Consider the following 13,596-nt stretch of genomic DNA (forward strand, 5'->3'; position numbering starts at 1 on the left):
AATGTCGAGTCGAACTCAAGCTTGGAAAAGCATGAAGATCGGCTCCCTTTCCCCCTCTCCCCCGTGGGGAGAGGGATGGGCGGGCGGCGTTCCGATGAGGGGTGGATTTAAAGCCCACCCAAAAACCTCGATCTGCAGTGGTCTAATTTCCCCGGACACCCCGATAGGTGGAAAATGCACCTATTGAGGAGTTCTCCATGACCGACAAACGTAAAGTATTCGACGACAGCTTCAAGCTGGAAGTTGTAAAGATGATCAAGGACCAGGGCCTGAGTGTTTCACAGGTTTGTCGTGATCTTGATATTGGTGATACGGCCGTTCGACGCTGGGTACAACAGTATGAGGCCGAGAAGTTGGGACAAGCCGGGATCGGCAAGCCGCTGACCTCTGAGCAACAGCGTATTCGTCAGTTGGAGCAAGAAAACCGTCAACTCAAGATGGATAACGATGTACTAAAAAAAGCCACCGCCTTCTTTGCCCGCGAGCTGAAGTAACGTACCGCTTGGTTCGGCAGCTGCAACAGAAGGCTTATTCGGTGGCGTATGTGTGTCGTTTGTTGGGGGTTAGTCGATCCGGCTTCTACGAGGCCAACAAGCGCGCTGAGGCTCCTGCATCGATCTGCCCCGTTGCTCTGCAACTCAAGGCGTCGTTTGCTGAAAGTGGCGGCTGCTATGGCAGTCGCCCATTGCGTAAAGCGTTACGTGCAAAGGGTATGGAAGTAGGCATTTACAAGATTCGCCGCATGATGCGCGTCAACGGCCTGCGTTCGGCCTGGAAGCGTAAATTTGTGCACACCACCGACAGCAAACATGACCTGCCGATTGCTGAAAATGTATTGAACCGCCAATTTGAACCCGAGGCGGCGAACAAGGCCTGGGTAGCAGACATTACCTACATCCGAACCCGCAGTGGCTGGCTGTATCTGGCTGTGGTGCTGGACTTGTTCTCACGCAAGGTAGTGGGCTGGTCAATGGCGCCGAACATGCCCGCTGAACTGGTGTGCAGTGCAATGCAGCTGGCGGTTGCTCAACGTCAACCGCCACCCGGCTTGATCGCCCACTCGGATCGCGGCAGCCAGTACGCGAGTGCGAGCTACAGAGCGCTGCTGGCAAGAAGTGACATGCAGCAAAGCATGAGCCGTAAAGGTAACTGCTGGGATAACGCAGTGATGGAGCGCTTCTTCCTGAGCTTGAAAATGGAGCGGGTATGGCGACGTGATTACGCCAACCATGGCGAGGCGATACGCGACATCACTGAGTACATCGTTGGGTTTTACAACAACGAACGGCTGCACTCGAAACTGGGATATCTGCCACCGACAGTTTATGAACGGGCGATGGCATCAAAATCACCTATCGAGGTGTCCGGAATTAGTTGACCACGACAATCCGTCTCAGTTGCTCTTCACCGCATAATCCGGCTTCTTGTCGTTACCCGAGATGAACGGGCTCCACGGCTCGGCACGGATCGGCCCTTCGGTCTGCCACACCACGTTGAACTGACCGTCCGCCTGGATCTCGCCGATCATCACCGGTTTGTGCAGGTGGTGGTTGGTCTTGTCCATGGTCAGCGTGTAACCGGACGGCGCGGCAAAGGTCTGGCCAGCGAGGGCTTCGCGGACTTTGTCGACGTCAGTGGACTTGGCTTTCTCAGCCGCTTGCGCCCACATGTGGATGCCCACGTAGGTGGCTTCCATCGGGTCGTTGGTCACCGCTTTGTCGGCGCCCGGCAAGTTGTGTTTCTTGGCGTAGGCTTTCCAGTCGGCGACGAATTTCTTGTTCGCCGGGTTCTCGACCGATTCGAAGTAATTCCATGCCGCGAGGTTGCCCACCAGCGGTTTGGTGTCGATGCCGCGCAGCTCTTCTTCGCCGACCGAGAACGCCACGACCGGAACGTCGGTGGCTTTCAGGCCCTGGTTGGCCAGCTCTTTATAGAACGGCACGTTGGAGTCGCCGTTGACGGTGGAGATGACCGCGGTCTTGCCACCGGCCGAGAATTTTTTGATGTTGGCCACGATGGTTTGGTAATCGCTATGACCGAACGGGGTGTAGACCTCTTCGATGTCCTTGTCCGCCACACCTTTGGCGTGCAGGAACGAGCGCAGAATCTTGTTGGTGGTGCGCGGGTAGACGTAGTCGGTGCCCAGCAGGAAGTAACGCTTGGCGCTGCCGCCTTCTTCGCTCATCAGGTACTCCACCGCCGGGATCGCTTGCTGGTTCGGCGCGGCGCCGGTGTAGAACACGTTCGGCGACATCTCTTCGCCTTCGTACTGCACCGGGTAGAACAGCAGGCCGTTAAGCTCTTCGAACACCGGCAACACCGATTTACGCGACACCGACGTCCAGCATCCGAACACCACCGCCACCTTGTCCTGAGTCAGCAGTTGACGACCCTTTTCAGCGAACAACGGCCAGTTCGACGCCGGGTCGACCACCACCGGTTCCAGCATCTTGCCGTTCACGCCGCCCTTGGCGTTGATCTCGTCGATGGTCATCAGCGCCATGTCTTTGAGCGACGTTTCGGAGATCGCCATGGTGCCGGACAACGAATGCAGGATACCGACCTTGATGGTCTCGGCGGCCTGGAGGCTCCAGGTCATGCCCATCGCGGCAATGCTTGCCGAAAGTGTGAAAGCCTTGATCAAGCTGCGACGCTTCATTGTGCGATCTCCATGAACTTATGAATTTTCTTGGTTGGCAGATGCGGACTACTGAAGGGTCTTTAGCAAGGGCTGTGCCTGGTCGGCAAAAGGCAGGGAAATGTCGTATTAGAGCGGTTGCGCGGCTTGGGCGACGCACCATGAAGGATCGCGCCTGGCGCGTTGGTGCGAAGAGGTGCGCCACATTGGGGCGCATTGGTTTGGGGGACGATGCCTTTGTGGGAGCGAGCCTGCTCGCGAAAGCGATTTGTCAGTCACGATGATGTTGGATGTGCCGACGTCTTCGCGAGCAGGCTCGCTCCCACAGTTTGAAAAGAGGTGAATCAGCGACGGCGCATCAGGCCGATGAAGAACAGGCCTCCGATGGCGGCGGTGGCGACGCCGATGGGCAAGTCTTCGGGGGCGATCAGGGTGCGGGCGGCGACGTCGACCCAGACGAGAAAGAGGCTGCCCAACAACACGCACACCGGCAACAATCGCCGATGCTCCGCCCCGACCACACGCCGCGCAATGTGCGGCACCATCAGCCCGACAAACCCGATAGACCCGCTGATCGACACCAGCACCCCAGTCATCAGCGACGCAATCAAAAACACCCGTAACCGCACGGTGCGAGCATTGAGCCCGAGGGTCACGGCCGTCTGCTCGCCCGCCATCAACGCATTCAACGGCCGCGCCATTCCCAGCAACAACACCAACCCGAGCAACACGCTGGCCGCCGGCACCGCCAGCAATTCCCAACGCGCCAACCCGAGCCCGCCAAGCATCCAGAACATCACCGCGGAACTCGCGCGGTGATCGCCGAGAAACAGCAGCAGATTGGCGATCGCCATCATCACGAAGGACACCGCTACGCCGCACAGCAGCAGCCGATCACTGTCCAGCCGCCCGTTGCGGTTGGCGATCATCAGCACGATAAGCATGCTCAGCAACGCGCCGATAAACGCCGCGATCGGCAAGGTCAGCAGACCAACGATTTCACCGACATGCAGCACCACGATCACGGCACCAAGGGTCGCGCCGGAGGTGACTCCAAGCAGGTGCGGGTCGGCCAGCGGATTGCGCGTCACCGCTTGCAGCACCGCACCGATCAGCGCGAGCCCGGCGCCCACCAACGCGCCAAGCAACATGCGCGGCACGCGGATCAGCCAGACGATATGTTCCTGCCCGGCGGCCCAGTCCGGCACGCCGAAACCAAAAATCTTGTGCAACAGAATCCGCCACACAACATCCACCGGCACCCGCGCCGGGCCGAAGCCCAGCGACACCACGCACGACACCAGCAACAACGCGCCGAGGGCCACCAGCAACAGGGCGTAGCGACGATTGATCATTCGCCGTGGAAACCCTTGGCCAGGGTTTCAACTGCCAGCACGTTGTCGATACCCGGCGTGGCCTGCACATACGGAATCACGATGAAGCGGTGATGCTTGATCGCGTCCACCGACTGCAGCGCCTTGTTGTTGAGCAGGAATTGTTCTTTCTGCTCGGCAGTGACTTCGCCGTAGTCGACGATCACGATCACCTGCGGATTGCGCTCGACCACGTTTTCCCAGTTGACCCGCGTCCAGCTCGATTCGACGTCATCCAGAATATTGCGCCCGCCAGCGGCGTCGATCAGCGCTTGCGGCATACCGAGGCGACCGGAAGTCATGGCGCGGTCTTCACCGCTGTCATAGAGGAACACGCGAGGTTTGTCCGCCGGCAGATCCTTGCGCACTTCGGCGACTTGCGCCCGCATCTGGGCGATCACGGCGTTGGCGCGATCCTGCACGTCAAAGATTTTGCCGAGGTTGCGCAGGTCGTTGTAGGTGTCTTCCAGGCTGGCCGGCGGACGCTTCATCACGAACGCGCAGGACTCCGTTAGCTCGTAGACGTTGATGCCCAGCGGCTGCAACGTTTGCGGCGTGAGGTCACCGCCCACGCGCATGCCGTAATCCCAACCGGCGAAGAAGAAATCAACGTTGGCGTTGAGCAGGGTTTCCACCGACGGGTACTTGGCCGCCAACTCCGGCAAGCCATCGAGGATGGTCTGCATCTGGGGCGTGACCGACTTCCAGCCAGTCACGCCGCTGTAGCCGGCCATGTTTGGTTTCAGGCCGAGGGCGAGCATCATCTGGGTCATGTTGATGTCGTGGCTGACCGCGTGTTTCGGCGCTTGCTTGAAGGTCACTTCGCGGTTGCAGCTCTGCACGGTCAACGGGTAGTGAGTGGCCTCGGCAAATGCTTGGGCATTGCCCAGCAACAGGGCGGCGCAAAGCAGGGAACGCAAAGTCATGATTGGGTTATCCAGGTGATTCGTGGGTAGCCGTGCAAGGGATGCTCATCGATCAGCGCTTCGACGCCGAACACGTCGCGCAGCAGTGGGGCGGTCAGGACTTCTTTGGGTGTGCCGCTGGCGACGATGCGACCGTGATTGATCACGTACAGCCGATCACAGAACGCAGCCGCTAGGTTCAGGTCATGAATGCTCGCCAGGGTGCCGATCTTCAGGCGTTTGACCAGTTGCAGCAGTTCGAGCTGATAACGCGGGTCGAGGTGATTGGTCGGCTCGTCGAGGATCAGCATTTGCGGTTGCTGAGCCAGGGCGCGGGCGAGGATCACGCGCTGTTTTTCACCGCCGGAGAGGGTGGCGAAGGCATGATCCTCGAAGCCTTTCAGACCGACTGATTCGAGGGCTTGGGTTGCGAGTTTTCTGTCCTCCAGGGTGTCGCCGTCGAACAGACCTTTGTGTGGTGTGCGGCCCATGGCGACGACTTCATCGACGGTCAGGCCGAAGGCGTCGGGGAACTCCTGCAGGACCACGGCGATGCGCTGCGCGCACCAGCGTGAGGATTGCTTCCAGACGTTGTGGTGGTCGAGCTTGACCTCGCCGGCCTCGGGTTTGCTGAAGCGCCAGGCACACCGCAGCAGGCTGGTTTTGCCGCTGCCGTTGGGGCCGATCAGACCGACGAACTCACCCGGGAGCACGTGCAAGGTTGCATCACGCAGTTGGAACTGGTGATGGCAATGGCCGTGGCCCAGGGGTGTCCAGGCGAGGTTTGTGAGGTTCAGCGAGGTCATGCATCTACTCTGAAATATTCGTAAGCGTCCGGCCATGTCACCTTCAAAACTCCAGCATTAAGGGCGATGGTGTCCGCGTATTTTTAAGCGGACGCGATCACCCTTAATCGCCAGGATTTCCATGCGCCAACGAAGCTCTTATCCCAAACCGTTCAAAGCCCAGGTCGTTCAGGAATGCCTTCAGCCCGGGGCCACCGTTTCAAGCGTTGCCATCGCTCACGGCATCAACGCCAACGTCATTCGTAAATGGCTGCCGCTTTACCGGCATACCTCAGTTGCCGCGTTGCCTGCGTTTGTCCCGTTGAAGGCTCCGCCTAAGCGGCCGTCGGAGGCATCGGCGATCATCGAGATACCCGTTGGCGAACAAGCCATCGCAGTGAAGTGGCCAGTTTCCGATCCTGATGGGTGCGCTCGATTTATTCGAGAGCTTGCCAAGTGATCCGCATAGACGCCATCTGGCTCGCCACCGAGCCCATGGATATGCGCGCGGGTACCGAGACTGCGCTGGCCAGAGTGATCGCAGTATTCGGTGCGGCGAAGCCGCACTGTGCTTATCTGTTTGCCAATCGCAGGGCTAACCGAATGAAAGTCCTGGTTCATGACGGAATTGGTGTTTGGCTGGCGGCACGGCGGTTGAACCAAGGCAAATTCCACTGGCCAGGCATTCGCCAAGGTTGCGAGATGGAGCTGGATGCCGAGCAACTTCGGGCGTTGGTGCTCGGTCTACCTTGGCAACGTGTTGGCGTTGGCGGCGTAATTACACTGCTTTAAAAGTTTTAATTTTGCTTCTTGGCCTACTGCCGTAGGCGGTCTGCTTTGGTAAAATCCACGGCATGACTTCCTTGCCCAACCTCGACCAAATGACCCCCGACCAACTGCGCGCCCTCGCTGCGCAGTTGATGTCGAAGGTCGACACCATGGGCAGAAAGATCCACCGCGATCAAACCATCATCGAACAGCTGACCCACGAGATCGCGATCCTCAAGCGGCACCGGTTTGCCAAACGCAGCGAGCAGATCAGTCCTGAACAAGGCAGCTTGCTCGACGATCTGCTCAACACCGACCTTGAGGCTATCGACGCCGAGCTGACGGCACTGCTTCCGGCTCCTGCTCCAGAAGAGGCGCGCCAAAAACCAAAGCGCGCGCCACTGCCGCCGCAGTTTCCACGCACCGTCATTCATCACGAACCAGAAAGCACTCAGTGCACTTGCGGCTGCCAACTCCAGCGCATCGGCGAGGACATCAGCGAGAAGCTCGATTACACGCCGGGCGTGTTCACTGTTGAACAGCATGTGCGTGGGAAGTGGGCCTGCCGTCAGTGCGAAACACTGATCCAGGCACCGGTACCGGCCCAAGTGATCGACAAGGGCATCCCAACTGCGGGCCTGATCGCGCATGTGTTGGTGGCGAAGTTCGCTGACCACTTGCCGCTGTATCGGCAGGAGAAAATCTTCGGACGCGCTGGTTTAGCGATCCCGCGCTCCACACTAGCTCAATGGGTTGGACAAACAGGTGTACAGCTTCAGCCATTAGTTGATGCCTTGCGAGAAGCCGTCCTGGCGCAGCAAGTTGTCCACGCCGATGAGACGCCGGTGCAGATGCTTGCGCCCGGAGAGAAGAAAACTCACCGCGCTTATGTCTGGGCTTACTGCACCACGCCGTTTTCGGCGCTTAAGGCAGTGGTTTATGACTTCAGCCCGAGCCGCGCCGGTGAGCATGCGCGTAACTTCCTCGGCGCGTGGAATGGCAAGCTGGTGTGCGACGACTTTGCTGGTTACAAAGCTGGGTTTGAGAAAGGCATGATCGAAATCGGCTGCATGGCTCACGCCCGCCGCAAGTTTTTCGATCTGCATGTCGCGAATAAAAGTCAGTTGGCAGAACAGGCGCTGCACTCGATTGGCGGTTTGTACGAAGTTGAGCGGCAAGTGCGAGACATGAGTGATGGAGATCGCTGTCGAATACGGCAAGAAAAAGCGGCGCCGCTGGCCAAAGCACTGCACGACTGGATGTTGGCCCAGCGCGATCTTGTGCCCAATGGATCAGCAACGGCCAAAGCCTTGGATTACAGCCTTAAACGCTGGGTAGCGCTGACGCGCTACCTGGTCGATGGGGCGGTGCCCATAGACAACAATCCAGTCGAAAACCAGATCAGGCCGTGGGCACTTGGACGCTCGAACTGGTTGTTTGCTGGATCGCTTCGCAGCGGCAAACGGGCAGCGGCGATTATGAGTTTGATCCAGTCGGCACGTATGAATGGGCACGATCCGTATGCCTATCTCAAAGATGTGCTGACGCGGCTGCCGACGCAGCGGGCGAGTGAGATCGACCAACTGCTGCCGCATCAGTGGGTATCTGCCTGAGTCATGCAAGGTGACTTCGGCGGACGCTTACAAATATTCGGTGTTGCTGACGGCCTCATCGCGAGCAAGCCCGCTCCCACAGTTGATCGCATTTCAATGTGGGAGCGAGCTTGCTCTTTGCGTTATGCAGTAACACTAAAAATGGCCGGGAGATAAGCGTGTGCGAAGTCTACAGAACCCTCTAATACGCGCATCTCGCCTGATTCATGATGAAGGTGAGGCGGATTCAGGTTGTCAATTGCGCTGTTTTATCGAGCGCAAACCTTGGAACATCGCATATCGTCGATTGTTTTTTTACGAGTATTTTTTAGATTAAAACAATCTAGAAAAACAGATAAAACCTGTCAGTTATGACAGTAGACCTGCCCTCCCGGCCCTCGTAGTTTTAGCGTGCAGGCGAATTAACGCTGCTACGAGGACATTGCGATGGACAGTTTAAAGGTGAGTGTTTTACTTGTTTCTTTGGGTTTTATGCTGTGTGTTCAGTCTTTGAAGGCCGAAGATTGGGGCTCTTGCGCTGCTGCCTGGAATGTCAGCAGTGCCAATGCAACTTGCGAGGTGCCACAGAGAATCAACAGTGTGCCGACCGACATTATCAGGCTTGACGATACCCAGCGTTGCTGGATTACCGTCAAATGCCAAAGTGGGTCAGGCGTACCCACCAGCACGAGTTACAAGGGCAGCGCCGAGCAAGTGAAAGGGCTGCAGAATATTAATGGCAGCCTGTATTCGGACAAGTAATGCAACTTCGGTATTTTCGTTTTCAGGTTGTGCGGCCCGCGTTTTTCCGCGCGAACCGCGCAGTCTGATCACGCTGAGGCGGTAGGTTCTACTCGCTCGTTGAGCCTCGATAACAGAACTCGATCCAATAGCCACACTACGATCAACGAAGCCCCCACCAGCGGAAAGATCACTGCCAGCGTCAGCATGATCACCATCGCAGTTTTCCATTTCGGCAAATCGTGGCGCAGCGGCGGAACACCGAACTTTCCTTGCGGGCGACGCTTCCACCAGATCACCACGCCGCTGACGGCGCTGAGCAGAATCATCAGGCAGATCAGCAGGATGATGATCTGATTGAACAGACCGAACATTTTGCCTTCGTGCAGCATCACACCGATTTCTGTTGCACGGGCGACGGTACCGTACTGCTCGAAACGCACGTCGGCGAGGACATCGCCGGTGTACTGATCAACGTGCAGCGTAGCGTCGTTGCGCGGGTCGTCGGCGAACACCGCTATGGTGAACACGCCAGTCGCCGTGGTCGGGAAGGTGATGCTGTAACCCGGTTCGACCTTGCGTTGCGCAGCGATGTTCTGCACGTCCTGCAAGCTGATGGTCGGCGCGGCGGGGCCAGCTTGCGCGCTACCGTGGGCCATGTGTTCGGCGTGGTCGCCGGACATCGGCATCGGCGTGTTTTCCATCGCCCATGGCACGGTCTGGCGGGTGGCGGTGTTGAGGCTTCGGGCCTCGACATCGGACTTGGGCACGTCATCCCACATCGCTGCCGGAAAGACATTCCACACTTCGGCGTATTGCTTGCCCCAGAACCCGGTCCAGGTCATGCCGCTGAGCAGCATCACCAGTAGCAACGACGCGCCCCAAAACCCGGTCACCGCGTGCAGGTCGCGCCAGAGCACGCGACCGCGACTGCTCAAACGCGGCCACAGGATGCCGGCCGCCTGGCCACGCGGCCACCACAGAAAGACGCCGGAGACCACCAACACCACGCCCCAACCGGCGGCCAGTTCGATCAGTCGATCACCGACGGTGCCGATCATCAACTCGCCATGAATCGCTCGCGCAACGGCTTGCAGATTTTTTTTGGCGTCTCGCTCGCCGAGGATATCGCCGTGGTAGGGATCGACGAATACGTTGAGCTCGTTACCGCCATTGATCACGACAAATTGCGCGCTGCGTTCGGCGTTGACCGGTGGCAGGTACTGCTTGATCTGACTCTGTGGATACGCCGCTTTTACCCGCTTGAGCAGGTCGTCGGCCGAGACGCTGTGATGCCCGGCCGGGACGTTCAGCAGGCTGCCGTACATCAACGGATCGAGTTGCGGTTTGAACAGGTAAATGATGCCGGTCAGGGCCAGCATCACCATGAAAGGCGCGACGAACAGACCGGCATAAAAATGCCAGCGCCAGGCCAGGTTGTAGAAATTCGGTTTGGGCTGTTTCATCATGTGTGCTCCGCTTTGGCATGGATCTTTTAGTTGTTTGTTTGCGGTTGCTGCGCAACCGATCGCGAGCAGGCTCGCTCCCACATGGACAGTGGTGTACCTGTGGGAGCGAGCCTGCTCGCGAAGCTTTTTTAGAAACTCATGTCCACCCTGGTCCAGAGCGTGCGCCCCGGTTCTTTGATGGCTTGCGGGTCATTGGCCGGGTAGCCGAAACCGGCGTTGCCAGCCAGGTTCAAGTGCTCGGCGTAAGCCTTGCCGAACAGGTTGTCGACGCCGGTGCTGACCTTCCAGTTTTTGTTAATTCGGTAGGCGCCATTGAGCGAGAACACGCCAAAACCCGGGGTCTTGTCGAAGTCCTTGCCGACGACGTTGCCCTTGTTCTGGTCGATGCGGTTTTGCGCCGCGACCACCCGCCACAAGGCACCGGCGCTCCAGTTGTCTTCGCTGTAGGTCAGGCCGAAACGCGCATCCAGCGGTGGCATCTGCGGCAAGGCATTGCCGTCGCTGCTGTTTTTGCCCCAGGCGTAGGCCAGGGTCGCGTCGGCTTTCCAGTTGCTGGTCAGCTTGTAGGCCGCACCCAATTCGCCGCCCATGATTCGTGCGTCGATATTTTGTGCTTGCGAGGTCATGCCCATCATCCCGGGCGTGTAGTTGAACAGGATGTAGTCGCGCACCTGCCCGACGTAACCCGAGGCCCAGACTTCGAGGTCTTCGGCCTTGTATTGCAGGCCGAAGTCGAGCTGGGTGGTTTTTTCAGGCTTGATCGAATCGAAGGCATTCACCGAGCCGGCGGGGCCGGACTTGGGTGAAAACAGCTCCCAGTAATCCGGGAAACGCTGGGAGTGACCGAGGCCTGCGTACAGTGTGGTCGGACTGTCAGCCAGGTCATGCTCGTAACGAACGAAGCCGCTTGGCAGTGTGTCGGCACGGGTGTCGTCGGCGGTCGGGTTGGGGCGCGCCATCATCCCGGAGCCAGTGGTCTGCCGGAAATCCTTGGCCGAAGCGCGGTCCAGGCGCGCGCCGGTAATCAGCCGGTCACGGTCGGCGGCGTACCAGGTCAATTCGCTGAACACGCCGTAGTTGTGGAAGTCGGCATCCTTGTTGCGCGGCTGATCCTTGTAGGCGTCGATGCCCATGGCGCTGCGTTGGCGATGTTCGCTGGTCTGCGCATCGATGCCGCTGATCAACTGCACATCGGCCCAGCGCCAGGTGGCTTTGATCCGTGCGCCGAGGGTTCGACGGTCGACGTTGGAGGCCATCGGGCCGGCCATCATTCCGGTGCCGGACGGCGTGCGCAGGGTGTAGTTGTCCATCACGTGGTCGGCGTAGTTGTAGTAAACCTGCGCCTCGACTTTATCCAGCACATCGCCGATGTTCGACTTCTCGAACCGCAGGCCCAGGCTTTCGCGCTCGAACTGCGAGCCGTCCATGCCGCGCCCGGCATAACGCGCTTCGCCATCGCCCTTGCCGGCGGTGAGCTCCAGCAGGGTGTCGGCGTCCGGGGTCCAGCCCACTGCGACGTCGCCATTCCATTTGTCATAGCGCGACGGCACGGTGTCGTTGTTGCCGTCCTGGTAGTCGTCGGCATGCGCGGTGTTGCCGATCACTCGCACGTAACCCAATGGCCCGCCGGCAGCAGCGTCCACCACTTTGTCGAAGCGCCCGTTGGAGCCAGCCAGCACGCTGGCGTTCACCCGCGTGCCGAGTTCGCCGAAGCTTTCTGGCTCACGGTCGAAGAGGATGGTCCCGGCCGACGCGCCCGGTCCCCAGAGCACGGTTTGCGGGCCTTTGATCACGGTCAGTTTGTCGTAGGTTTCCGGCGAGATGTAGGAGGTCGGTGCGTCCATTCGGCCGGGGCAGGCGCCGAGCAACTGGCCGCCGTTGGTGAGGATGTTCAGTCGCGAGCCGAACATGCCGCGCAGTACCGGGTCGCCGTTGGTGCCGCCATTGCGCACCAGGGCGAAGCCGGGAATGGTTTTCAGGTAATCGCCACCGTCGCTGGCCGGCACCGGTTGGCGTGGGTCCTTGGGATTGGTGACGATGGTCAGTGGCGAACTCGGCGCAATGGCGGTGATCACCGTCGGGCTTAGTTCTTCGCTGTGACCGGCGTGTTCATCGGCCAGCACCATGGGTGTCAGCAGTGCACCGCAAAGGAAGGCGGTGGCGTGCCTCAAACGAATACTGGATTCGTTCGGGGCAAAAGAAGCTTGGGCAGGGCTCAAGCGTGTGTCAGCAGAAAACCTGGACATGACAATTTCCATCGAACAGTCGTAAACGACACGGCCGGCAGCCTGGGGCTGTCTTCTAAACCGTGTGAGAGCGGATGTGGGTGTTTACGCGTCGATGGGTGGGGCGCGAGTGCGGGCGCCGGGGAAGAAGGTTTGCCGGGCGTGGCCCAGTCGGGGGGAAGGGGTGGTGAAAGTGGTGGCTGTTGGCGTGTCGTACGCGATGAAGGACTGGCCGCCAGTCAGCGCCGGGCAATTGAACAGCAGGCTGCAATAACCGCATTTTTCCCAGAGCGCGTGGGCCGAGGCTTTGGGCGGGCAGTGCTCGGCGGCGGGTTGCGCGCCGTGGTCGGCGTGCTCCATTGCCGACATGTCCATGCTCATGTCCATCGACATGCTCATCGACATCGACGAGGCGCGTTGATCCATCGGCATCGACTGAGAAATCAGCGGGCCGATAAAGATCATCAACATGGCGAACAGGCTGATCCAGCTACCGCGCGTCAGGCTTAACGGCTGACGACGGTGTGCGGATGACCTGGCGCTAAGCGGGCGCATGGGCGTTTTCAGCTCTGTCGATTACTGAGCGTGCACGTGTGCTTGCATGCCGTCCGGTGCTTTTTTCTGCACCGCGATTTCGACCGTCACGTCGCCGGACTTCTCGAAATGCATCGTCAGCGGGAAGCGTTTGCCGTCGGTTAACAGGCTGCGGTCTTTCAATTCCAGCAGCATCACGTGGTAGGCCATCGGCGCAAAAGTGACGTTGCCACCGGCAGGGATTTCGACGTTCGGCACCTGCTGCATTTTCATCAGGTCGTTTTGCATGACGTGCTCGTGCAGTTGAGCAATGCCTGCAATCGGTGAGTCGACACTGAGCAGTCGGTCGGCCGTTTTGCCGCTGTTATGGATCACGAAATACGCAGCAACGGTCGGTGCGTTGGGTGGCAATTCTTGCGACCACGGATGAGCGATTTCCAGCTCCCCTGCCTTGTATTCGTGGGCATTGGCAAAACAGGCAGGCAGCAGCAACACAGCCAGGGCGATGAGTTTGTTCAACATGGCAGTTCTCCAGAACGATTCAAAACGCAGGTCAATTGCGAGAA

Annotated in this window: 13 protein-coding genes; 5 read left to right on the plus strand and 8 right to left on the minus strand. The window is 59.1% G+C overall.

From position 1 onward, the window contains the following. The first annotated feature begins 197 nt into the window (after positions 1 to 197). A protein-coding gene (locus tag QFW87_RS02975) for an IS3 family transposase (RefSeq protein ID WP_283182702.1) occupies positions 198 to 1,378 on the plus strand; the annotation gives its coding sequence in 2 pieces (ribosomal slippage) (positions 198 to 453 and positions 453 to 1,378; 1,182 coding nt in all). Between the two features lie 15 nt (positions 1,379 to 1,393). On the opposite strand, the gene urtA is transcribed toward QFW87_RS02975, so the two are convergent. From urtA to QFW87_RS02995, 4 genes are all read right to left on the minus strand, one after another. Beyond that, entirely contained in the window at positions 1,394 to 2,659 is a 1,266-nt protein-coding gene (gene urtA, locus QFW87_RS02980; protein ID WP_283189772.1) for an urea ABC transporter substrate-binding protein, read from the minus strand. A 323-nt stretch (positions 2,660 to 2,982) separates the two neighbouring features. Continuing rightward, entirely contained in the window at positions 2,983 to 3,993 is a 1,011-nt protein-coding gene (locus tag QFW87_RS02985) for an iron ABC transporter permease (protein WP_283182769.1), read from the minus strand. Further along, complete coding sequence (locus QFW87_RS02990; protein ID WP_283182770.1) at positions 3,990 to 4,937, minus strand: ABC transporter substrate-binding protein; 948 nt, start codon at positions 4,935 to 4,937, stop codon at positions 3,990 to 3,992. Before QFW87_RS02990 ends, QFW87_RS02985 begins: the two co-directional genes overlap by 4 nt. Beyond that, positions 4,934 to 5,722 carry an ABC transporter ATP-binding protein gene (locus QFW87_RS02995; protein WP_283189773.1) on the minus strand — a complete coding sequence of 263 codons (789 nt, stop codon included), beginning with the start codon at positions 5,720 to 5,722 and terminating at the stop codon, positions 4,934 to 4,936. Before QFW87_RS02995 ends, QFW87_RS02990 begins: the two co-directional genes overlap by 4 nt. A 121-nt stretch (positions 5,723 to 5,843) precedes the next feature. On the opposite strand from QFW87_RS02995, the gene QFW87_RS03000 reads away from it, so the two are divergent. From QFW87_RS03000 to QFW87_RS03015, 4 genes are all read left to right on the plus strand, one after another. After that, positions 5,844 to 6,161, plus strand: coding sequence for a transposase (locus tag QFW87_RS03000; protein WP_010465922.1), 318 nt, complete (start codon positions 5,844 to 5,846; stop codon positions 6,159 to 6,161). Beyond that, the gene (gene tnpB / locus QFW87_RS03005; protein ID WP_010465920.1) at positions 6,158 to 6,493 is read left to right on the plus strand and encodes an IS66 family insertion sequence element accessory protein TnpB; all 336 of its coding nucleotides are present in this window, start codon (positions 6,158 to 6,160) and stop codon (positions 6,491 to 6,493) included. Before QFW87_RS03000 ends, tnpB begins: the two co-directional genes overlap by 4 nt. A gap of 62 nt (positions 6,494 to 6,555) precedes the next feature. After that, positions 6,556 to 8,082: an IS66 family transposase gene (locus QFW87_RS03010; RefSeq protein ID WP_010465918.1), complete on the plus strand. Its 1,527-nt coding sequence runs from the start codon at positions 6,556 to 6,558 to the stop codon at positions 8,080 to 8,082. 426 nt (positions 8,083 to 8,508) lie between these two features. After that, the gene (locus QFW87_RS03015) at positions 8,509 to 8,823 is read left to right on the plus strand and encodes a hypothetical protein (protein ID WP_283182772.1); all 315 of its coding nucleotides are present in this window, start codon (positions 8,509 to 8,511) and stop codon (positions 8,821 to 8,823) included. 68 nt (positions 8,824 to 8,891) lie between these two features. Here QFW87_RS03015 and QFW87_RS03020 read toward each other — a convergent pair whose 3' ends face one another. From QFW87_RS03020 to QFW87_RS03035, 4 genes are all read right to left on the minus strand, one after another. Continuing rightward, positions 8,892 to 10,268: a PepSY domain-containing protein gene (locus QFW87_RS03020; protein ID WP_283190873.1), complete on the minus strand. Its 1,377-nt coding sequence runs from the start codon at positions 10,266 to 10,268 to the stop codon at positions 8,892 to 8,894. 131 nt (positions 10,269 to 10,399) lie between these two features. Continuing rightward, positions 10,400 to 12,517: a TonB-dependent copper receptor gene (locus QFW87_RS03025; RefSeq protein WP_283189774.1), complete on the minus strand. Its 2,118-nt coding sequence runs from the start codon at positions 12,515 to 12,517 to the stop codon at positions 10,400 to 10,402. Positions 12,518 to 12,601: 84 nt separating this feature from the next. Beyond that, positions 12,602 to 13,051 (minus strand): DUF2946 domain-containing protein, encoded by a 450-nt coding sequence (locus tag QFW87_RS03030; RefSeq protein ID WP_283189775.1) that lies wholly within the window; start codon positions 13,049 to 13,051, stop codon positions 12,602 to 12,604. Positions 13,052 to 13,072: 21 nt separating this feature from the next. Then, on the minus strand, positions 13,073 to 13,552 hold the full coding sequence (locus QFW87_RS03035; protein WP_283182776.1) for a copper chaperone PCu(A)C: 480 nt from the start codon (positions 13,550 to 13,552) through the stop codon (positions 13,073 to 13,075). Positions 13,553 to 13,596 lie beyond the last annotated feature (44 nt).

The sequence above is a fragment of the Pseudomonas sp. PMCC200344 genome (assembly GCF_030053095.1).
Lineage (GTDB): Bacteria > Pseudomonadota > Gammaproteobacteria > Pseudomonadales > Pseudomonadaceae > Aquipseudomonas > Aquipseudomonas svalbardensis.